Here is a 21,162-nt window from a genome sequence, read left to right as displayed (position 1 = left end):
ATACTAGAGCCATCTAATATTGTTGCGGATGGCAATATTATACATCGGCATCCCCCCGCTCACTATAGTTTAAATTCGTATGGTCGGGCGTTTTTTCATGTTTGTGCGCCAAAACGGACGTTTTCGCAAAATGAGCAGTCGCGAGCCGGTTGCTTATTCGGGCAACGGGCTCGCATTGACGTCATCCTCCCGCGCGATAGCCGCGCACTCCTCAAGCAGCGGCCGCAGGCGCTCCTCCCAGATCGCGCGCGGACTGTAACGTTGTCTGATCGCGGTCTTGGCGCGCAGCACGGGATTGTCCGCCAGCAGCCGCGCGATCCGCCGGGCATGCTGGCCGAGGTAAGCCTCCTCCGACGGCTGATAGGCCTCGGCCGTGTCGAAGCCGAAGTTACGCGCGTCCCAGCGCATCATATAGGCACCGAGAGGCTCACCCAGCTCTGCGAGCGCCGGAACGGCCTCGTTCAGTACGAGCAGGTTGCCGCGGCTGGCCGCCTCGAGCACGACGAGGCCGAACGACTCCGAATAGGAGGGGCAGACGAACAGGTTGGCCAGGCCGAACAGCTCCATCACGCCGCGATGGGGATAGCCGTCGGGCCAGCCGAGCTCGGACGTGAACGCGATCTCGGCGGCGGTCGACTCGCCCGGAGCGGCTCCCGCGCCGCCGAAGTCGCCGCCAGCCTCGCCGCTATTCGCCTCCGCCTCCCCGGGCGGCGCACGCTTGCATAGGGCGGCGTATACGCGGTCGGCCGCCAGCCGGACCGTCTCCTTGTACGCGGAGGGGTCGACGTCCATCGAGGGGAAGTCGCAGCAGACGAGCTTGACGCGCAGGCCGGAGACGGCAGCCAGCGCGCCTGCCAGCGCGGCGGCTTTGTCGAACCGCTTGGCCGGCGTCAGTCTACCCGGGTAGACCATAAGGATGTCGGGCGACAGCAGGTCGGTGGCGGCGGCGAGTCGCCGCGTCTCCTCCGAGGCGTCGGCGAGCGGATCGAGCCCGTTGGGCATGACCCTGCAGTCCGACTCGGGAACGCCGAATTGGCGGGCCAGCGCAGGCAAGCCCGATGCCGTCGGGTAGAGATGCAGCGTATTGGGCATCGGCATGTAGCGCGCGGAGAACGGCCATGCCGACCGTGGCGGCCGGGGGGCGGGCGCGGAGTGGACCATCGACAGGAACCGGACGCGAGGCAATGACAGCTGGGCCCGACGCACGGCAACGTTGTGAACCAGGTGCCAGCCTTGGTACAAAATGTCATGCATCATGCAGACGTCCGCGTCCGCCAGCTTGCGCGCCAGGTCGGCGGCGATCGTCTCCGTCTCGGCATCGAAGCCCGCGTGCGTGCGCCCGGAAGGCTGCGCGTAATCCCGCCAGTGAATCTGTGCGCCGCCATGACGGTTCGCGACGGGGACCCATTCGAGCCGATCGTCCAAATAAGCGCCGTAGCGCTCGTCTCGCGGACAGTCCTCGGAGACGAGCAGCCGCACGCGCATGCCCGCGTTCAGCAGCATTCGCAGCTGCAGCTCCGCCACCTGGACGAGCGAGTAGGTCGGAGACAGGCCGTTGAACATCGTGAGCACGGCAATATTCATCCGTTTCTGGCCACCTTCCGCACGCGAATCTTCTTCAACTAAATATGACCGTCAAGCATCGCGTATGCATAGGGACGGGCGAGCGCGTCGTAAAGATGGTTAGAGCGAGGAGTGGAGGGATGAGATGGCTTGCGGGAATCTGGGCATCGCCAACGATTTTAACCTGTTTATTTTCGGGGACCATACGCAGTTCAACGTCGATTCCGAGGGAAGAGTCGCAGTCGGCGGAAATGCCACCTATGCCAACTACGGCGTCGGGGATACGCTGCCGGTGTCGACGACGCGGGCCGACTTGATCATTCAGGGCAACGTGAACATCACGAACGGCACGAACTTCGCGGGCAACACAGTCGTGTATCCGAGCAGCACGGTATTCATGTATACGATGACCAACAACAACGGCGTGCCGGGCCAGCCGCTGCGCGGAACGCCGATCGACTTCGCGGCAGCGGAGCAGGAGCTGACCGAGCTGTCGCTCAATCTCGCCGCGCTGACGCCGAACGGCACGGTGAGCAACAACTTCGGCCAGATCGTGCTCACGGGCACCGATCCGGCGCTGAACGTTTTTATGTTCGGCGGCAATAACGTGGACGGCAACGGCCTGCGGCTCGATACGGCGAACGGAATCAACCTGGTGATCCCGCCGGGATCGACGGCAGTCATTAACGTCGGGGACAACAATGTAGGCTTCGGCAGCTACCAGACGTTCATCAACGGCGTGGCCGCGAACAGAAGCAACGTATGCCCGATCCTGTGGAACTTCTTCCAGGCGTCGGTCGCCTTCAACCAAAATATCGCCATCGCCGGCTCCGTGCTGGCGCCGAACGCGAACTGGCAGTCGCGGGGCTTCGGCAATATCGACGGCACGATGGTGGCGACTTCGCTTACGAACACGAGCGGATCGCTGGAGGCCCATAATATCCCATTCTGCGGATGTCTGCCCGTGCTGCCGCCGCCTACCACGACGACGACCACGACGACGACAACAACCACCACGACGACGACCACGGCCAGCACCACGACCACGACGACCGAACCGCCCACGACCACGACGACCACGACGACGACCGAGGTGCCGCCGACAACCACAACGACCACCGTCGTGCCGCCGACGACGACCACGACAACTCCGGTGCCGCCGACGACGACCACGACTACATCGGTGCCGCCGACGACCACGACGGGAGTGCCGCCGACCACGACGACGATCGTGCCGCCGACTACGGCGAGCACGACCACCATCGCCGGCACTCCGCCGGTGCCGCCGCTGCCGGGGCCGATCATCACCGCGGTCAAGACCGCGAACGTGCAAAGCGCCGCGCTCGGGGATATCATTCGCTTCACGGTTAAGGTGAGCAATGTGGGGACGGCCGCGGGCGAGGTGCTCATGAACGATGAGCTGCCAATGGGCTTGCTGTTCATCCCGGCCAGCGTCATCATCAATGGCATGCCCGCGAGGGCGCAGGATCTGACAGAGACGACGCTGCTCGGCGTCATTCTGCCCGGTCAGACGGTCATCGTGGAGTTCGAGGCGATTGTGGCCACGTATCCGTCCGGCGGGCAGATCGTGAACGGAGGCGTCGTCATCGCGCTGGTGCCGGGCACCTCGCCGCCGCAGTGCAGCCTGGGCGCGGCCGTCGTCGACGTCCCGCCTGGCGTGCCGCCGATCGCGAACCAGATGCTCCCGGTCGTGCTTGTCTTCAAGCCGGGCATCACGCCGCTGCCCGGCCAAGCGGGGACGGCCGGTCCGATCCTCCTGCCCGGCGGGGCGGTGGCGTTGACCGAGTCGGTCACGGCCCCGGGCATCACGCTGGCGCCGATCCGGGGCGTTACGCTCGGCGATCCATGGGGCGTGCCGTCTCCGATCGTGCAGACGGTCCCGGTCGTCGTCCCCGTTCCGGCGCTGCAGCCGGGGCCTAGCCTGATCGTGTTCCAGCGCGCGTTCAACGATGCCTTCTTCGTCGGCGAACGCATCACCTACAGCATCTTCGTTATTAACGACGGCAGCCTGCCCGTCGTCGCGGCCACGCTGCGCGACTCGCTGCCGCCCGAATCGCGTTTCATCGACGGCACCGTGCGCGTGAACGGCCAGTTGCGAATTCACGAAGCTCCCGGCGAGGGGATCCAGCTCGGGCCGATATCGTCCGCGCAGGGCGTGACCGTCCGCTACGACCTTCTCATCACGGGCCGTGCAGGCAGTACCGCCGCCATCAATTCCAGCCAGATTACCGCCTCCTTCCTGCGGCTCGACAACCAGGTCGACGTCCGAATGTTCGCGTCCCGGCCGATCTCCAATCCGCTGCTGCCGGTCAGCCTGGAGCCATTCTTCAGCCTGACCAAGCAGGCGTCCAAGACGAGCGTGAACGTCTGGGAGACGTTCCGCTACGAATTCGTCATCCGCAATACGTCCGGCAGCCTCGTCGCGGAGAACGTCACGCTCTTCGATACGCTGGCGACGCCTCTCCAGTTCGTCTCGGGCAGCCTCCGGCTGGACGGCATCGCGCAGCTCGACCCGCAGGTCGGGTTCGACCTCGGCAATCTGGTGCCGGGCCAGTCCCGCCGCGTTTCGTTCGAGGTGCGCGTCATGTTCCACCCGACCGGCGGGAGAATCGCGAACCAGGCGGGCATCTTCTTCGAGTTCCGGTTCGAAGGGATTTGCTACCGCGCGGGCGTTCTGTCGAACGAAACGGTCGTGTTCGTAGCCGAGGACGAGGAGGAATAGCCGGCTAGACATCTAACGCAAGATCTATTGTAAGTCCAAGACCGTCGGGACAGGATGCGCCCCGACGGTTTTCTTTGCTTGCGGCCGCGTGTAAAGATCAGTGACTCGTCTACGCACAGGGGGTTCGCCATGACGCGGCAACTGGACTTTACGGTAGAATCGCGAATCATCACGCATGTTCTGATCAGCTTGACGGTTTCGTTATGCTGCAGGCTCGATCTCATATCTGGCGTGTTGTACGTGGCGGACTGATGTTCATGCTGTTCTATTGGTTCGTCGTATTAGGCAGCGCACCGACCTTCTATACGTGGGAAGAGTTTGTCGCGACCTACGAATGGGGATGGCGGGGGGCTGCCCTATATGGATTTCTCTATTACTTGTATCAAAAGTTTAGATTGAATTGGGCATACGACAGCAGATGAACCTCCAGTCCTCCTGAACGGGGCCGGAGGTTTTTGCGTACCGGCAGGCGGTAATATTTTCGTCAAAAACGCCGAAACCTAATGTTTTTTGACTATGGTCTTTTGTTTTTGGTCTAGGAACAGTCCGGCGATTTTTTTAGAATTACAACTAATCCAGGTTCGGCAGGTATCGCCTGAACCGGTTGGACGTTATCGCCTCGACGATATGAAAGCGTTTTAAGCGAGAAGATCCGTTCCAGGCAAGCCTTAAGAACCCGACCGCTTCTCCGTCGTTTACAACAGGAAGGGAATGATGCACATGGACGCAAGGGTCGACCGCAAGGGAAAGCGAACGCGCTGGCGCAAGCAGGATACCGAGCTGACGCTGCTCGCGCTCCCGACCGCCATCTGGTACATTTTGTTCTGTTTTTTGCCGATGTTCGGCGTCATCATCGCTTTCAAAGACTTCAGGATCCATGGGAATTTTGTCAACAATGTCATGAACAGCGCGTGGGTCGGCTTCAAGAACTTCGAATTCCTCTTCCAATCGAACGACGCCTGGATCGTCATTCGCAACACCGTCGGCTATAACATCATTTTTATCATTCTGGGCATCGCGGTCCCGGTTACGCTCGCGCTCATGGTCGGACAGCTGCACAGCCGCAAGGCGGCCAAGGTGTATCAGACGATGATGTTCCTGCCTTACTTTCTCTCCTGGGTTGTCGTATCCGCAGTCGTCTGGGCTTTCCTGAGCTATGACAAGGGCATCTTCAACCAGTTCCTTGCCGACTTCAGCCAGTCCCCCAAGAACTGGTACATGGAGGCGTCTTACTGGCCCTATTTCCTCGTTTTCATGAACATGTGGAAGGGTCTTGGATACGGCATGGTCGTCTACCTGGCCACGATCACGAGCATGGATTCGACCTATTACGAAGCGGCCGTCATCGACGGCGCGACCAAGTGGCAGCAGACCCGGTATATTACGCTGCCTTTGATGAAGTTCGTGATCGTGCTGATGTTCATCCTGGCGGTCGGCCACATTTTTTCCACGGACTTCGGCCTGTTCTTCCAGGTCCCGCGGGATTCCAATTCTCTGTACAACGTGACCACGACGGTCGACGTGCTGGTGTTCAAGCAGCTGAAGACCGCGACGGTCGGCATGGCTTCCGCCTCTTCCTTCCTGCAGTCCGTGCTGGGCTGTGCGATGATTCTGTTCGCGAACGGGGTCGTTCGCAAAGTCGATCCCGATAGTGCGATGATTTAGAGAGGAGGCGTCTATATGACCACGCAAACGGGCTACGATTCGGGTCTCGAGAAATTCAACCGCATCGGCAGAGGAACGAACGTCGTCTTTCACCTGATCTTTATTTTATTGGCGCTGCTGTGCCTCATTCCCGTCGCGGTGGTGCTGTCCATCTCGCTGTCCGACGAGTCTTCCATTCGTGAAAGCGGTTACCATATCCTGCCGGCGGCGTTATCCGGCGATGCCTACCGCTACATCGTCAAGCAGGGCTCGATGATTACGAGGGCGCTCGGCATCTCCGTGCTCGTGACGGTATTGGGTACGCTGATCGGCGTGCTGCTCACCACCTCGATGGGCTACGTGCTGTCGCGTCCGAACTACAAGCTGAACGGGCTCCTGACATGGATCGTGTTTATCCCGATGATTTTTAACGGCGGCCTGGTATCCAGCTATTACATCAACTCGTCGCTGCTCGGGCTGAAGAACACGATCTGGGCGCTCATACTCCCGCTCGCCGTGTCCTCCTTTAACGTCATCATTTGCAGAACCTTCTTCAAATCGACGATTCCGGACGGACTGATCGAATCGGCCGAGATCGACGGCGCCGGCCAGTTCCGCATCTACTTCACGATCGTACTGCCGATCTCGCTGCCCGTTCTGGCGACGATCGGACTGTTCCTCTGCTTCTCGTACTGGAATGACTGGTTCCAATCGCTGCTCTACATCGACGACCAGAACCTGTATTCGCTGCAGGCGCTGCTGAACAGCCTGATGAGCAACGTCGACGCGCTGGCGAGAAACGCTTCGACGATGGGCGTCAGCTACGCGCAGCTCGTCGCCACGATGCCCAAGGAATCCGCGCGCATGGCGGTCGCGATCATTATCGTCCTGCCCGTCGCGCTGGCCTATCCGTTCTTCCAGAAGTATTTCATTTCCGGCCTGACGGTAGGCGCCGTCAAGGGTTAAGCCGAAATAAACCTGAACGCTAGGTTTATCATATTAGCCGCTTAGGACCGCGGCGCGATAAGCAAAAGGGAGGAAACAAGAAGATGAAAGCAAAGATGAAGGCCCCGCTGTTAATCGGAGCTGCGGCGCTGGCGATGACCGGGCTCGCAGGCTGTTCCAACTCGGACAAAAATAACGGCCCGGCAGCCAGCTCGCCTGCGGCGGCGTCCGCGTCATCCGCGGCGGCCAGCGCTCCCGCGACCAAGTCCGGCGAGGTGCCAACGCTCGTATGGTGGACGATCGGCGGACAAGTGCCGGCCAACTACGACAAGGCCATCGAGAAGATCAATGCGTACACGGCCGAGAAGATCGGCGTCAAGATCGATCTCCGCGTAGCCGGGTGGGGCGAGTGGGACACGAAGATCAACACGATCGTGAATTCCGGAGAACCTTTCGACATCATGTTTACGAATAACAGCAAGTACAGCCAGCAGGTCAATATGGGGGCGTTCGCCGACCTCTCCGACCTCGTGCAGAGCGCGACGCCGGACCTGTACAACCTCGTGCCGAAGATGGTGTGGGACGGAACCAAGATCGGCGGCAAAATGTACGCGGTGCCGACTTATAAGGACTCTTCCGCCACGCAGTACTGGGTATTCGACGATTCGCTCGTCAAGAAGTACAACCTCGACCTTGCCGGCATGAAGACGATGCAGGATCTGGACAAACCGTTCCGCGACATCAAGACCGGCGAAGGCAAGAGCTACTACCCGCTGTCCTTGACGCAGGGCGAAGGGTTCAACGGCTTCTTTAACGCCTACGACGATATGACGCTCGGCTTCGCGCCGATCGGCGTCAAGACCGACGACGCTTCGCGGGAGGTCGTCTCCGTGCTGGAACAGCCGGATATCATGGCGAACCTGAAGCTCATGCACCAATGGTACAAGGACGGCATCATCAATCCGGACGCGCCGACCAAGATCGAAGCCGACCCGTACCGTCCGTTCTTCAGCGCGCAGGCATTCCCCGGCGCCGAAGTGAACTGGCAGATCAACGCGGGCATCGAGAAGTACGACATGGTGCAGGTCGCCGGCCCGATCTATACGACGAGCACGATCCAAGGCTCGATGAACGCGATCTCCGCCAATTCGAAGTATAAGGAAGAAGCGCTGAAGTATCTGCAATTGGTCAATACCGACGCCAAGCTGCGCAACATGCTGGCGTTCGGCGAAGAGGGCGTAGACTTCGATTATGTCAGCGACAACGTCGTCGAGCGGAAAACCGACACATGGCCGCTGGCAGCGTATACGCAAGGCACGTTCTTCAACCTGGCCGTCACCAAGGGCGCGCCGGAAGATCAGTGGGATCAGGTCCGCAAGCTGAACGAAGCCGCCACCTCCTCTACGATCCTCGGCTTTGCGCTGGATATCACCGATCTCGCCACGGAAGTCGCCAACGTGAAGTCCGTCTGGAGCAAATACAGCTATGAGCTGGTCACCGGCGCGTCCGATCCGGAGAAGCAAGTGCCGAAGATCGCGGAAGAGCTGCGGAAGGCCGGCATGGACAAGATCATTCAATCCGCGCAGGAGCAGATCAACGCTTACTTCAAGGCCTAAGACGTCGACGATACACGGATGATGAAGCCCGAACGCGCCTACAGGCCGTTCGGGTTTTCCGGTCCGTCATAAGCCGCGGGAGGATTGATTTATCCGAAGCGTACGGTATATGGTTAAGCTATGACTCGCCAAAAGTCCGACAGCAAGGGAGAGCCGCATGTTTTCCTTTTTTCAAATCCGAATCTATCGCGGCAAATTCATTGCTTTTGCGGTTTTTGCGTTCCTTATGGGGATTGGCTTAAGCGCGCTGGCCACTTACGTGTTGTTGGAGCAATGGCTTGAAAATGCGAAAAGCCAGGCAGCGGACTCCTTCTCCCGGGTGGAGAGCGCGCTTCAGAACGATTCCGAGCGGATCGATGCCTATCTGCAGCGGGTTTACGCCAACAGCGGCCTCGTGGCCGACGTTCGCTATTTTCTCGGCAACAGCGCGGAGGGGTATCAGACGGCCCGGCTCGATAACAGCCGATACGATCAGACGCTCGTTTCGTTTCCCGAGGACATGAAGGCTTTTCTCGGCAACAGCGGACAGAACCGCATCGTGCAGGTGAGCCTGCACACCGAGGAACGAGGCAACGTCGTGCGATTCGGCAGCAGCGGCGGCACGAGCTTCTTGTTTAACGTGCCGAACGAGGACGATCTATTCAGAGAGACGATCCAGAGAGGATTCGTCATCCGCAAGCAGCTGCTGGACCCGAATCAAATCTCGCGCCAGCTCGGCGAGTTCCGGTTTCTCGTCAGCAGCGACGCGTTGTTCGCGGACGTGAAGGAGAACCGGCGGATCGTGTCTGCCGCCGTCAGCCATACCGGCGACGTGTATATCGCGAACGGCGCGGGCCGCGTCGGCCAGGATTTGTTCCGCAAGGCCGCGGCGAACGAACGAAGCCGCGGTTTCATCCGGCTGGGCGATACGGGCCGTGCGTTTTACGTGACGTATTCGTCCCAAGCGTTCGACTATCGATTCGTCAGTATCGTCGACTTGTCCGCGCTCTTCAGGCAGCATGCCGGCATCCTGCTCATCGTATTCCTGGTGGTGTGGGCGGCCATGGGCAGCGTGCTCCTGCTGGCCGCCTACAATCTGCGCGAAGCCGCGGGCTTCCTGAGGCGGATCATCCATTCGATCGACCGGGTCAAATCCGCTAACTTCATCCCCGTCAGTCCCGCGCGCTACCGGAAAAACGAGTACGGGATGATCGCGGCGGAGCTCGACGATATGACGCTGCAGCTCAACAAGCACATTCAGACGGAATATCTGTTGAAGCTGAAGCAGCAGGAAACCGAAATGAAGGCGCTTCAACACCAGATTAACCCGCATTTTTTGTACAATACGCTGGAAATTATCCGCGCCTCGGCGCTGTCGGGCCGCGCGGACGATACGGCCGAAGCGATCGCGACGCTGGGGGCTTTGTACCGCGAGATCGTCAAAAACGAAAATATCGTGCCGCTCGGCAGCGAGCTTGCCTTGCTGCAGAAATATTTGAAGATCATGGAATTCAAATACCCGGACCGGTTTTTTTACCAGCTGGACGTGGACGAGGCGCTCCTGTCCCTGCCCACCGTGAAGTTCTGGATGCAGCCGCTCGCGGAGAACTTTTTCGTCCACGGCTTCGATCCGGACCGCGAGTTCAATCTGCTCGTCGTGAACGGCGCGGAGCGCGCGGACGCCTACGTGCTGGAGATGGTGGACAACGGAGCCACGATCTCCAAGGACCGGCTGGCCGAGATCCGCCGGCACCTGTCCCTGGACGAGGATTCCGGCACGGAGAGCATCGGGCTGCGGAACGTGTATACGCGGCTTCATTTTTTCCACGGCAAAGGCTTCGGGATGCAAATCGACAATAACGAGGAAGCGGGCGTTAAGATCACCTTGACCTTTGCGAAGGAGGCGTAATGCATGTACAAGCTTCTGATCGTGGACGACGAGCCGCAGATTCTGGAGGGAGTCAAGCGAACGCTGGACTGGGAGAAGCTCGGCTTCGCGAGAATCGAGACCAGCGAGACGTACGAGGGGGCCATCGCCAAAGCCGTGGAGTTCGGCCCCGATCTCGCGATCTTCGATGTCTGCATCGGCAAGGAGCGCGGTTATAACGCGATCCGCAAGCTGAAGGAAATACGGCTGCCGGCCACTTATATCATGATGAGCGGCTACGAGGAGTTCGAGTACGCCGTGCAGGCGATTCACTGCGGGGCCAAGGATTATCTGCTCAAGCCCATCGAACGCGCCAAGCTGCAAGCGCTGGTCCAGCGGATCATCGTCGAGGATCTGAAAGGCACGCTTGCGGGGGCGGAGCCGGACGACCGCGACGTGGACCCCATCCTCGGCGTGCGTTACGACAGTCTGTCCAAGCTGACGAACCGCATCCTTCAGATGGTCAAGGCGGAATACGGCCATAATCTCAACCTGAAGACGGTGGCGAGCCGGTTTCGCATGAACGGGACCTATCTCGGTCAGCTTTTCTTAAAGGAAACGCAGGTCAAATTTTCGGAATACCTCATGGCGTACCGGATGTTCCGCGCGCGGGACCGCATCCAGACGACGGACGAGAAGATAGCGACGATCGCCCAATCCGTCGGCTATGCCAACCTGAACTACTTTTATACGCACTTTAACGCCTACTTCCACAAGTCGCCCGGGGATCTTCGGCGAAAGGAATAGTGCGGCGCCGGCAATCGACAGGCGCAGGATAGCGGCACCCCGCAACGAAGACCGCCGGCAGCGAGCCAGGCGGTCTTCGTTATGGCGTCAACCTGCGTTTAACCCTTCACCGCTCCGGCGACCACGCCTTTGACGATGTATTTTTGCAGGAACATGAACACGACGATCGACGGCAGCACGGCCATCACCATGGCGGTCATCGCGTACTGCCAGTCCGACGTGTACTGGCCGACGAAGGTGTAGGCCGCCAGCGTCAGCGTCTTGGTCGTCGGCGAACCGTTGACCATGAGGAGCGGGAGCAGGAAGTCGTTCCAGATCCACATGACGTCGATGATGACGATCGTCGCCGTGACGGACTTGAGCAGCGGGAAGATGATTCTGAAGAAGAGCCCGAAGCCGGAAGCCCCGTCGATCATCGCGCTCTCGTCGAGCTCCTTCGGAATCCCTTTGACGAACCCGTGGTAGATGAAGACGGCCAGCGGCGCGCCGAAGCCCCAGTACAGCAGGCCGAGTCCCCAGGTGCTGTCGGACAGATGCAGGAACCGCGCGGTCTTGAGCACCGTGAGCATGATCGACTGGAACGGGATCAGCATCGGCATGATGCAGATGAAGTAGACGATGCCGCTCAGCCTCGATTTCGTGCGCGCCAGCTTGTAGGCGGCGATCGAAGACACCAGGACGATGCCGGCGAGCCCCAGCACGGTGATGACCGTGTTGTTCAGGAACAAGCGGGGGTAGTTGATGAAGTCCCAGACATAAGCGTAGTTCCCGAACGTCCAGTGGTTCGGCAGCGCGATAACGTCGGACATGACCTCCTGGAAGCTCTTGAAGGAGTTGATGATCGCCAGGAACAACGGATACAGGAACGCGAGCGAGAGGATAATCATGACGGCTTCGCCGATCCAGCGGGCCGCTCTGTTGGAAGCGGACATTAGGCTTCGACCTCCCTGCGCTTGAAGATGGAGAGCTGAATGACGGTGATGATCAGAACGGCGACGAACAGAATCAGCGCCTTGGCGGTGCCGTAGCCGTACAGGTTATTCGTGAAGGTGTCGCGGTAAATGTCGTAGGCGACGCTGTACGTCGTGCCGCCCGGACCGCCCCCGGTGAGGGAGAGGATGACGTCGAACACCTTGATCGAATTGGTTAGCGCCATGAAGACGGCGATCGTGATCGACGGCGCGAGCAGCGGCAGCGTCACGCTGAAGAAGCGGCGGACCGGCCCTGCGCCGTCCACGACGGCGGCCTCCTTCAGGTCGCCCGGTACGGACTGCAGCCCCGCGACGTAGATAACCAGGTAGAAGCCGATCGACTGCCAGATCGATACGAACAGCACGGAGATGAAGGCGAGTCCAGGCTCCCCGAGCCAGCTCATTTTGAAAATATGCCAACCCGTGCTATGGCCGAGCGACTCGAAGCCCTGCATGAAAATGAACTTCCAGATGAAGCCGACGATGACGAGGCTGAGGATGTACGGGATGAAAAAGGCGGCCCGCAGCCAGGTCTTGGATTTCAGCTTGGCATCCAGAACGAGCGCGAGCAGAATGGCCAGCACGTTGATGAGCACGATATAGAGCACCGCGTACTTGACCGTAAACCAGGCCGCGTTCGTGAAGTTGGCGTCCCCGGTGAAGATCTGCCGGAAGTTGTCCAGGCCGATGAACTTCGGGTGCTTGGAGATGCCGTTCCACTTGGTCAGCGAGTAGCGGACGGTCATGACGAACGGGATGTAAAAGGCGACGGCGACGCAGATCAGAACCGGCAGCGTGAATATGCCGAACTCCAGTTTGGAGCGCCATTTGCGGTAAAACGAGGCCATTTTTCGGCACCTCTTTCTCGGATGGAATGTCAGAATTGCTTCCCCTGCGATTGCGGCTGAGCCTTCGAGTCTGCGCGCCTCACAAGCGGATCGCGGACTGTACATACGGGACGATTAGGCTATAATGCATTATAAAACGGCGCCGAAAGCCTCCTAAAGGGATTTAAGTAAACACTTAAGGGTAATAAGGTGAACTGAACTGGAGGAACTCATGCAGACTTTTCCGCGATGGCTGCGGAGGACGGCCCGCCGCCTGGGCGAGGCCCCTTCCCGCCGCCTGGTGAACAAGCTCATCTTGCTGTTCACGTCCATCATCATTCTGATCGTCTCGAGCCTGACCTTCATCGCCTACAAGATCATCGAGCGCGAATCCGTGGCGAACAGCATCGCCAGCAACCGGAGCAACCTGAAGCTGGTCAATCAGAACTACGCGAAGTACATGAGCGAGCTCGAGCAGCTATCGCTGCCGCAGATCGAATACGATGCGCTATTGCGCGCCGTCGGACGCGTAGGAGACGACTATGCCTCCCGGCTGTATCTGGAGGATTATCTGCGCTCGCTTTTTTATGCCCGCACCGATCTGCAGAGCATCTACCTGTATCTGGTGGACGCGCATAAATATCTGTACGTGACCCGGGAGCGCTATAACGTGACGGTGCGCGCCGTGGAGGACGATACCGTCCCGGAGCAGGCTTGGTACCGGCAGGCGATGGCCGATCCGCACAACCGGGCCGTCCAGTCGCTGGCCCTCTCGCACGATACGGGCTACGGCACGGCGCCGGACGACGTGTACATGGCGTATCACCGGGTGCTGCGCTCGCTGAGGGACCGCATGCCGCGGGCCGTCCTGAGCTTCTACGTTAACGATTCCGCCAAAAACGCGATCATGGCGGACATTCCGAAGAGCGCGGGCGAGCATACGATTCTGCTGGACGCAAGGGATACGCCGTTTCATGTCGACGACCCCGGGTTCTACGCGACCGCAGCCGCCGACGCATCGTTCTTGCGGCTCCTTCGCGAGGAAGAGACGGCAGGCCGGCTCGAGTGGCAGGGGGAAGAAGGGCGCTATCTCGTCGTTGAAAACGTGAGCGAGCCGGACGGCTGGCGGCTCGTCAAGCCGATCCCCTTCAGCGAGATCTACCGGACGGCGGTGGAGGCGCGGCGCATCAGCATCTGGATCGGCACGGGGTTTCTCGTCGCGGCGCTCGGGCTCGTCATCCTGACCTCGAACGCGATCACCCGCCCGCTCAAGCGGCTGTCCAAGGAGATGAGCCGGTTCAGCGCGGGAGACTTCGAGGCCGTGACCGAGGTGCGCGGTCAAGACGAGATCGCGTATCTGTCCCGTCACTTCAATCTGATGGTCCGGCGGACCAACGAGCTCGTCAACGAGCGGTACAAGATGAAGCTGACCGAGCAGAACGCGATCCTGAAGGCGCTCGAAGCCGAGATCAATCCGCACTTCCTATACAACGCGCTGCAGGCGATCTCGACCAAGGCGCTTCGGAGCGGCAACGACGACGTGGCGGACATGGTGGACGCCCTCGCAGGCACGCTGCGCTATTGCATAAGCGGCAAGGATATCGTTTACGTTAATGAGGAGCTGAAGCACGTGGAAAGGTACATGATGCTGCAGAAGGCTCGGTTCGGCAGCCGCGTCGCCATGGTCTACGACATCGGGGACGAGCTCCTCCAGCTGTCCATCCCGAAGCTGTCGATCCAGTCGCTCGTCGAGAACGCGATCAAGCACGGGGTAGAAAAAGTGCGGCGTCCCGTCACGATCTCGGTCTCCGTCTACCTGGAGGGAGAGCGGGCGGTCATCGCCGTTCGGGACGACGGGCCCGGCATCGCGCCTGACCGTCTGCGGGAAGTGCTCGCCTCGTTCGAGGAGGCGTGGGAGAACCGCAGCGGCAGCGGCGAGAGCATCGGCCTGCGCAACCTGGACGCGCGGCTCAAGCTGCTGTTCGGCGGAGACGCCGGGCTCGAGATCGAGACGCTCGAAGCGGGCGGCACGGAGCTCCGCATGAAGATCCCGGCGGGAGGAGGCGGACGGCTTGTATAAAGCGCTCATCATCGACGACGAGGAGCCGACCCGCGAGGCGATCCGGATCCTGGGGGATTGGCCGCGCCACGGCATCGGCGAGGTGCTGGAGGCGGCCGACGGCAAGGAAGGGCTGGAGCTGCTCGAGCGGGAGCGGCCGGACCTCGTGCTGGTGGACATGAAGATGCCCGTCATGGACGGGCTGGCGTTCCTGCAGGTCGTGGAGCGGGATTACCCCGACTTGTTCACGATCGTCATCAGCGGCTACAACGACTTCGACTACACGAGGCAGGCCATCCGCTCGCGGGTGGTCGACTACTTGCTGAAGCCGGTCAACCGGGGCGATCTCAACCAGGCGCTCGGCAAGGCGGCGGGCGTCCTGGACGCGAGGCGGGACAGCAAGCGGGACCATATCGACCGCGATATCGCCCTCAATATGTCGCTGCCCAAGCTCAAGGAGAACATCTACCTGTCGCTGCTGGCCCGGACGTTCAGGGCGGGGAGCAGCGAGGCCTACCTGCGGCTCATCGGCGCCGACGATCCGGGGACGCGGTTCGGGGTATCGGTGCTGCGCGTGCTGAACCTGGACGAGATCGCGGCCGGGCGCTTCAAGGGCGAGACCGCGCTGCTGCATTATGCGGCGGCCAACGTGGTCGGCGAGTTCGGGGAGGATGGGTTCCAGAGCTTCGGCCTGGCCAATCCGAAGCGGGACCGGGAGCTGATCGTCATCCACGCCATGACCGGGGGGTATCCCGAGGATATGGCGTTCCGCGCCGCGCACTTCGTGCGCAAGATCGCGCAGGGGCTGGCCGACCTGTTCGGCATCCGCACGGCGGCAGGGCTGAGCGGCCCGGGCGTCGCGGTCGGCGGGCTGGCGGACGCGTACGAAGCGGCTGCCGCCGCGGCCGACGGCGCGGACTTGTTCCGCCGGGACGAGCTGCAGCCGGCGCCGGGGGGCGAGCGTCGGGAGGCGGACGGGACGAGCGTGCGTGAGGCAGGCGAGTGGCGCCGAGAGCAAGGGGCGGGCGGAGCAAGCATGCGGGAGCCTGGTGCGATGAGCGCGCGGGGGGGAGAGCAAGGTGCAGGCGGAGCGAGCGTGCGGGAGGCAGGCGCGACGAGCGAGTGGCGCCGAGAGCAAGGGGCGGGCGTGGCGCGAGACGGGGGCAGGGAGTCCGGCGCGTCCGCGGTCTCCATCGCGTCCCGTATGGCGCAGCTTCGCGGCGCCATCGAGGCGGGGAGCGCCGTGCAGGCGCGCACGGTCGCGCAGCAGTTCATGGCGGGCGTACGCGAGCACGGGCACTTAAGCTTCCGGCAGGCGGACCGTCTGCTGGAGGAGCTTCTCTTCTTGCTCGGCGAGATCGCGCAGGAGCTGGGACTGCCGGTTGGCGCAGGCGCGGATTCAGCCGAAGGCAGCGCTGGCAGCGGCGCCGGCGCGCGGGCCCGTGATGGCGTTCGGGGCGGCGGGGCGCTGGGGGCTCTCGGGATGTCCGCGGATTTCGGCGGCATCGACGAGTTCGAGGCGCTCGTCTGCCGGATATGCGAGCGTTACGCCGAGCTGGCGCGTGCCGCGCTCTCGCCCGAACGCAACTTCGACGTAGCCGAGATCAAGCGTTACATCGAGCAGCATTACTTCGAGGACATCAAGATTTCGATGTTTACCGAGAGGTATTTTCTGAGCCGGGAATACTTAATGAAGCTGTTCAAGCAGCAATACGGCTTCGGCATCCACGAGTACGTGCAGAAGGTGCGCATGGACAAAGCCAAGGCGCTGCTGGACCGCCCGGAGCTTAAGATCCAGGAGATATCCGAGATGCTCGGCTTCAAGGACAAGAATTACTTCTCCAAGGCGTTCCGCAACTACGTCGGCCTATCGCCGTCGGAGTATCGGGCGCAGGGGGCGGAGACGCCGTAACTACGGTGCTCGAAAGTCTCTCACTCGGGCCGAGCACTACGGGATGCACGCCGGACGTCACGGCCTGTGCGTTACCACACTAAAAGGGTGCTGGGTCGCATCTGCCCGCCATGCGTGACTGCACATGCTGCAGTTCATAGCACCAATTTGGTGCTGATCCGAACCCGCCCGAGATGCATGGCTGCTCTTGCCGCGGTTTATAGCACCAAAGCGGTGCTATTGCGCACCCGCCCGAGGTGCATGGCTGCTCTTGCCGCGGTTTTTAGCACCAAAGCGGTGCTATTGCGCACCACCCGAGGTGCCTGGGATGCTCTTGCCGCGGCTTATAGCACCAAAGCGGTGCTATTTCGCACCCGCCCGAGGTTCCTGTTTGCCATGACGATGTCGATAGCACCAAATTGGTGCTATGCCACACCTGCTCGCTGCCAGCTTAGCTACTTCAAACGATGGCGATTCGGCGGCTTAGGTAAAAAAGCGAACCGCCCGACGAGTCCGCTTTTTTACCCTCAAGAGATTACTTAAGTGCATTGGGTTGCCCGTCGCGGTTCTATAGAATAGGCATCGTAGTCCAAAACAACGAACGAATCGGGGGCACTATACATGCTAAAACGAATTGCGGGAGTATCCGTGAGCGCGGTCATGATGGCGGGTCTGCTGGCGGCATGCGGCGGCAACGGCGACAACAACAACGCGGCATCGACGGGTTCGGCGTCCGCGGGCGCATCGGCCAGCGCATCGGCGGGAAGCTCGGACAAGCCGGTTACCATCAACATGTTCACGGCATCGCCGGAGTACACGGACGCATTTAACGCCTACATCGCAGAATATAAGAAGGTCAAGCCGAACGTCACGATCAACCTCGAGATCATGCAAGCCGACTACAACACGGTTCTCAAGTCGCGCATCGCATCCGGCAACACGCCGGACGTCTTCCAGACGACGGCCGGCGGAGATATCGACACGTTCGCCGAGTACAGCGCGGATCTGACCAACGAACCGCTGGCAGCCGCCATGACCGACGCCGTACGCGCCAACATGACGTCCACCGACGGCAAAGTGCTGGGCCTGCCGGTCAAAGGCAACCTGTTCTCGCTCATCTATAACAAGAAGCTGTTCGAGGAAGCGGGCATCACCGAGGTGCCGAAGACGACCGCGCAGCTCGACGACGCGATCGCCAAGCTCGAAGCCAAGGGCATCACGCCGTTCGCCAACGCCTACAAGGAATGGTGGACCTGGAAGCACGTCTTCCAACACTTCGTAGATGCGGCTGCGCAAGACGCGGGCACGGATGCCAAGACGCTGGTCGCCGACTTTATCGCAGGCAAGACCACGTTCAAGGATCACCCGGTATTGGAAAACAACTTCTTCAGCTTCGTCGACACGACGATCAAGCACGGCACCGACAAGCCGCTTGAGCGCGACAGCAACGCCGAAGTCGGCGACTTCGCGGCAGGCAAGGCCGCGATCATGACGGGCAAAGGCGCATGGGACGAAGAAGCCATCGAGAAGATCACGCCGGACATCCAGATCGGCATCATGGGCTACCCGGTCAGCGACAAGGCCGAGCAATCCGTGATCATCACCGGTGCCGACCAGGCGCTGCGCATCAACAAGGACTCCAAGGTCGCCCGCGAGACGACGGACTTCTTCAACTGGCTGTATACTTCCGAGTACGGCAAAGGTTGGTTCTCCAACGTAGCGAAGGTTATCCCGCCGATCAAGGACGCTCCGCTGCCGGATCTGCAGATGCCGAAGGCAATGGACGAGATCCTGAAGACGGATAAGTCCGGCGATCTGTCCGTCAACTACTCGCTCGACACGTTCCACCAGAAGTTCGGCGAGATCATGCAGGCTTATGTCGGCGGCAGCAAGAAGAAGGACCAGGCGATCACCGAGATTCAGCAAGCTTGGATTCAACTGGGATCCGCTGAATAATCGATCATCACCGGTCATGCATGCGGCACAGGATACGGCAGAACTCAGCCCTTCGGGACTGGGTTCTGCGCGTTTATAGGACCTTTTGAAGCGGAGCGTATTGAACAGAAGGAGCGTGCGAAAATGAGCAAGAGGATCGAGGTTGCCGAGAACGGCCTGCATCTGCATATCGAGGTGACAGAGGAGGGGGATGCGCGTCTGATGCACTTCGGCACCGAGCCGTATCGTGCCGGAGCGGTGTCGGACAAGCAAATGCCGGGCTTCCGGCTGCTGGAGCTGCAGCTCACGGGAGAGGACCGCGCAGAGTATCACGGACGTACGCATCGCGCTACCTTCCCGGGCCTGCGTATGCGATACCGGTCGCATAGCGACGTGCGCAGCGGACCCGGCCGCAAGTTGGAAGTGACGCTGGCCGATCCCGAGACGGAACTCGAGGCCGTGTCGCACTTCCAGTTCTACGACGGCATCGCGGTCGCCCGCTGCTGGACCACGCTGCGCAATGGCGGCGCGGCGGCGCTGGGCGTCGAGTACGTATCCACGTTCGCCCTGACGGGGCTCGACAAAGAAGGCGCGCTGGACCGCGACGACAAGATGTCCGTCTCCATCCCGCACACCGGCTGGCAGAGCGAGCTGCAATGGCGTACTTACTCGCTGCCCGAGCTTGGCCTGTCGCATGTGACGGACCGCAGCTCGAAGCGCATTGCCTGCAGCAACACGGGCTCCTGGGCGGCGGCCGAGCATATCCCGATGGCGGTGCTGGACAACCGCGAGACGGATACGCAGCTGTTCTGGCAGATCGAGCACAACGGCTCGTGGCACTGGGAAATCATCGACCAGTTCGATTATCTGACGCTGCTCGTGAGCGGACCGACCGAGCACGACAATCACTGGTGGCTGGAGCTTGCGCCGGGCGAATCGTTCGTCTCGGTGCCGGCGGCGGTCGGCGCGACGCGCGGCGGCTTCGACGCGGCCATCGGCGAGCTGACCCGCTACCGTCGCGCGATCCGGCGTCCCAACGACGACAACCGGCTGCTACGCGTCATTTTCAACGACTACATGAATTGCCTGTGGGGCCAGCCGACGACCGAGAAGCTGCTCCCGCTCATCGATGCGGCTGCCGATATCGGCAGCGAGTACTTCTGCATCGATGCGGGCTGGTACGCGGACGGCGACTGGTGGGATGGCGTAGGCGAATGGCTGCCGTCCAAGGCGCGCTTCCCGGAAGGCATCAAGTACGTGCTCGACTACATCCGCGGCAAAGGCATGATCCCCGGCCTCTGGCTGGAGCTCGAGGTCATGGGCATCAACAGCCCGAAGCTGGCGGACGCGGACGACGGCTGGTTCTTCATGCGCCACGGCAAAAGGGTGAAGGACCGCTCGCGTTACCAGCTCGACTACCGCAACCCCGCCGTCGTCGCCCATGCGGACGAAGTCATCCGCCGGCTGGTCGAAGACTACGGCGTCGGCTACATCAAGATGGACTACAACATCAACGCGGGCATCGGCACCGAGACCGACGCGGACAGCTTCGGCGACGGCCTGCTGCAGCACAACCGGGCTTACCTCGCCTGGCTTGACGGCATCTTCGCGCGGTACCCGGACCTCGTCATCGAAAACTGCTCCAGCGGCGGCATGCGCATGGACTACGCGATGCTGAGCCGGCACAGCATCCAGTCCACCAGCGATCAGGAGGACTACGTGAAGTACGCGGCGATCGCCGCCGCCTCGCCGTCCGCGCTGACGCCGGAGCAATCGGCCATCTGGTCGTATCCGCTCCGCGAGGGCGACGACGAGGAGGTCGTGTTCAACATGGTCAACGCGATGCTGCTCCGCGTCCACCAGAGCGGCCACGTCGCCGAGCTGAGCCCGCGCCGCCGCGCGCTCGTCAAGGAGGCGCTCGACTACTACAAGACGATGCGCGCCGACATCGCCGCCGGCCTGCCGTTCTGGCCGCTCGGCCTGCCGACGCAGCAGGACGACTGGATCTGCTTCGGCATCCGCGCGGAGGACCGCGCCTATGTCGCGGTCTGGCGCATCGGCGGCGAAGCGGCCGAGATCGCGCTGCCGCTGCCGTGGCTGGCGGCGGAGAGCGCTGGCGCAGGCGATGCCGGCGCAGTGCAGGTGCAGGCGCGCATCGCGTACCCGGCAGCGCACGAGGGCAGCTCCGTCGCCTGGGACGCCGAGGCCGGCGCGCTGCGCGTGACGCTGCCGCGGGAGCGGACGGCGCGGTTGGTGGAGTTACGCTTCAAGTAATTAGAGCTTAAGATAAAAGGCAGTTCCAAGCCTCCTTTGTA

At 61.4% G+C, this 21,162-nt stretch carries 14 protein-coding genes; 11 read left to right on the top strand and 3 right to left on the bottom strand.

What is annotated here, in order from left to right; translation table 11 throughout:
• Positions 1 to 153: 153 nt before the first annotated feature.
• Positions 154 to 1,584, bottom strand: a complete 1,431-nt coding sequence (locus PQG80_RS26165) for a glycosyltransferase (protein WP_271754666.1) — start codon at positions 1,582 to 1,584, stop codon at positions 154 to 156.
• A 124-nt stretch (positions 1,585 to 1,708) separates the two neighbouring features.
• Here PQG80_RS26165 and PQG80_RS26160 point away from each other — a divergent pair, with 124 nt between their 5' ends.
• From PQG80_RS26160 to PQG80_RS26130, 7 genes are all read left to right on the top strand, one after another.
• Positions 1,709 to 4,306, top strand: a complete 2,598-nt coding sequence (locus PQG80_RS26160; protein WP_271754665.1) for a choice-of-anchor A family protein — start codon at positions 1,709 to 1,711, stop codon at positions 4,304 to 4,306.
• 129 nt (positions 4,307 to 4,435) lie between these two features.
• Complete coding sequence (locus PQG80_RS26155) at positions 4,436 to 4,558, top strand: hypothetical protein (protein ID WP_271754664.1); 123 nt, start codon at positions 4,436 to 4,438, stop codon at positions 4,556 to 4,558.
• Positions 4,559 to 5,026: 468 nt separating this feature from the next.
• Complete coding sequence (locus tag PQG80_RS26150; protein ID WP_271754663.1) at positions 5,027 to 5,971, top strand: ABC transporter permease; 945 nt, start codon at positions 5,027 to 5,029, stop codon at positions 5,969 to 5,971.
• A gap of 15 nt (positions 5,972 to 5,986) precedes the next feature.
• Complete coding sequence (locus PQG80_RS26145; protein ID WP_271754662.1) at positions 5,987 to 6,916, top strand: carbohydrate ABC transporter permease; 930 nt, start codon at positions 5,987 to 5,989, stop codon at positions 6,914 to 6,916.
• An 83-nt stretch (positions 6,917 to 6,999) separates the two neighbouring features.
• Positions 7,000 to 8,511: an ABC transporter substrate-binding protein gene (locus PQG80_RS26140; RefSeq protein WP_271754661.1), complete on the top strand. Its 1,512-nt coding sequence runs from the start codon at positions 7,000 to 7,002 to the stop codon at positions 8,509 to 8,511.
• A 226-nt stretch (positions 8,512 to 8,737) separates the two neighbouring features.
• Positions 8,738 to 10,399: a sensor histidine kinase gene (locus PQG80_RS26135; protein WP_271754660.1), complete on the top strand. Its 1,662-nt coding sequence runs from the start codon at positions 8,738 to 8,740 to the stop codon at positions 10,397 to 10,399.
• Between the two features lie 3 nt (positions 10,400 to 10,402).
• A complete protein-coding gene (locus PQG80_RS26130) occupies positions 10,403 to 11,164 on the top strand; it encodes a response regulator transcription factor (RefSeq protein ID WP_271754659.1) in 762 nt (253 codons plus the stop codon).
• 98 nt (positions 11,165 to 11,262) lie between these two features.
• Here PQG80_RS26130 and PQG80_RS26125 read toward each other — a convergent pair whose 3' ends face one another.
• Positions 11,263 to 12,096, bottom strand: coding sequence for a carbohydrate ABC transporter permease (locus tag PQG80_RS26125; protein WP_271754658.1), 834 nt, complete (start codon positions 12,094 to 12,096; stop codon positions 11,263 to 11,265).
• Positions 12,096 to 12,983, bottom strand: coding sequence for a carbohydrate ABC transporter permease (locus PQG80_RS26120; RefSeq protein WP_271754657.1), 888 nt, complete (start codon positions 12,981 to 12,983; stop codon positions 12,096 to 12,098). The genes PQG80_RS26125 and PQG80_RS26120 overlap by 1 nt, the downstream gene beginning before the upstream one ends.
• Before the next feature lie 211 nt (positions 12,984 to 13,194).
• On the opposite strand from PQG80_RS26120, the gene PQG80_RS26115 reads away from it, so the two are divergent.
• The 4 genes from PQG80_RS26115 to PQG80_RS26100 all read left to right on the top strand — a co-directional run bounded on the left by PQG80_RS26115 (position 13,195) and on the right by PQG80_RS26100 (position 21,121).
• Positions 13,195 to 15,042 (top strand): sensor histidine kinase, encoded by a 1,848-nt coding sequence (locus tag PQG80_RS26115; protein WP_271754656.1) that lies wholly within the window; start codon positions 13,195 to 13,197, stop codon positions 15,040 to 15,042.
• Positions 15,035 to 16,933, top strand: coding sequence for a response regulator (locus PQG80_RS26110; RefSeq protein ID WP_271754655.1), 1,899 nt, complete (start codon positions 15,035 to 15,037; stop codon positions 16,931 to 16,933). Before PQG80_RS26115 ends, PQG80_RS26110 begins: the two co-directional genes overlap by 8 nt.
• 600 nt (positions 16,934 to 17,533) lie before the next feature.
• Positions 17,534 to 18,868, top strand: coding sequence for an extracellular solute-binding protein (locus tag PQG80_RS26105; RefSeq protein ID WP_271754654.1), 1,335 nt, complete (start codon positions 17,534 to 17,536; stop codon positions 18,866 to 18,868).
• A gap of 123 nt (positions 18,869 to 18,991) precedes the next feature.
• Positions 18,992 to 21,121 carry a glycoside hydrolase family 36 protein gene (locus PQG80_RS26100; RefSeq protein WP_271754653.1) on the top strand — a complete coding sequence of 710 codons (2,130 nt, stop codon included), beginning with the start codon at positions 18,992 to 18,994 and terminating at the stop codon, positions 21,119 to 21,121.
• The last annotated feature ends 41 nt before the right edge of the window (positions 21,122 to 21,162 follow it).

The sequence above is a fragment of the Cohnella rhizoplanae genome (assembly GCF_948329515.1).
GTDB classification, from domain to species: Bacteria; Bacillota; Bacilli; order Paenibacillales; family Paenibacillaceae; genus Cohnella; species Cohnella rhizoplanae.
This window is presented reverse-complemented; position numbering and strand designations above follow the sequence as displayed.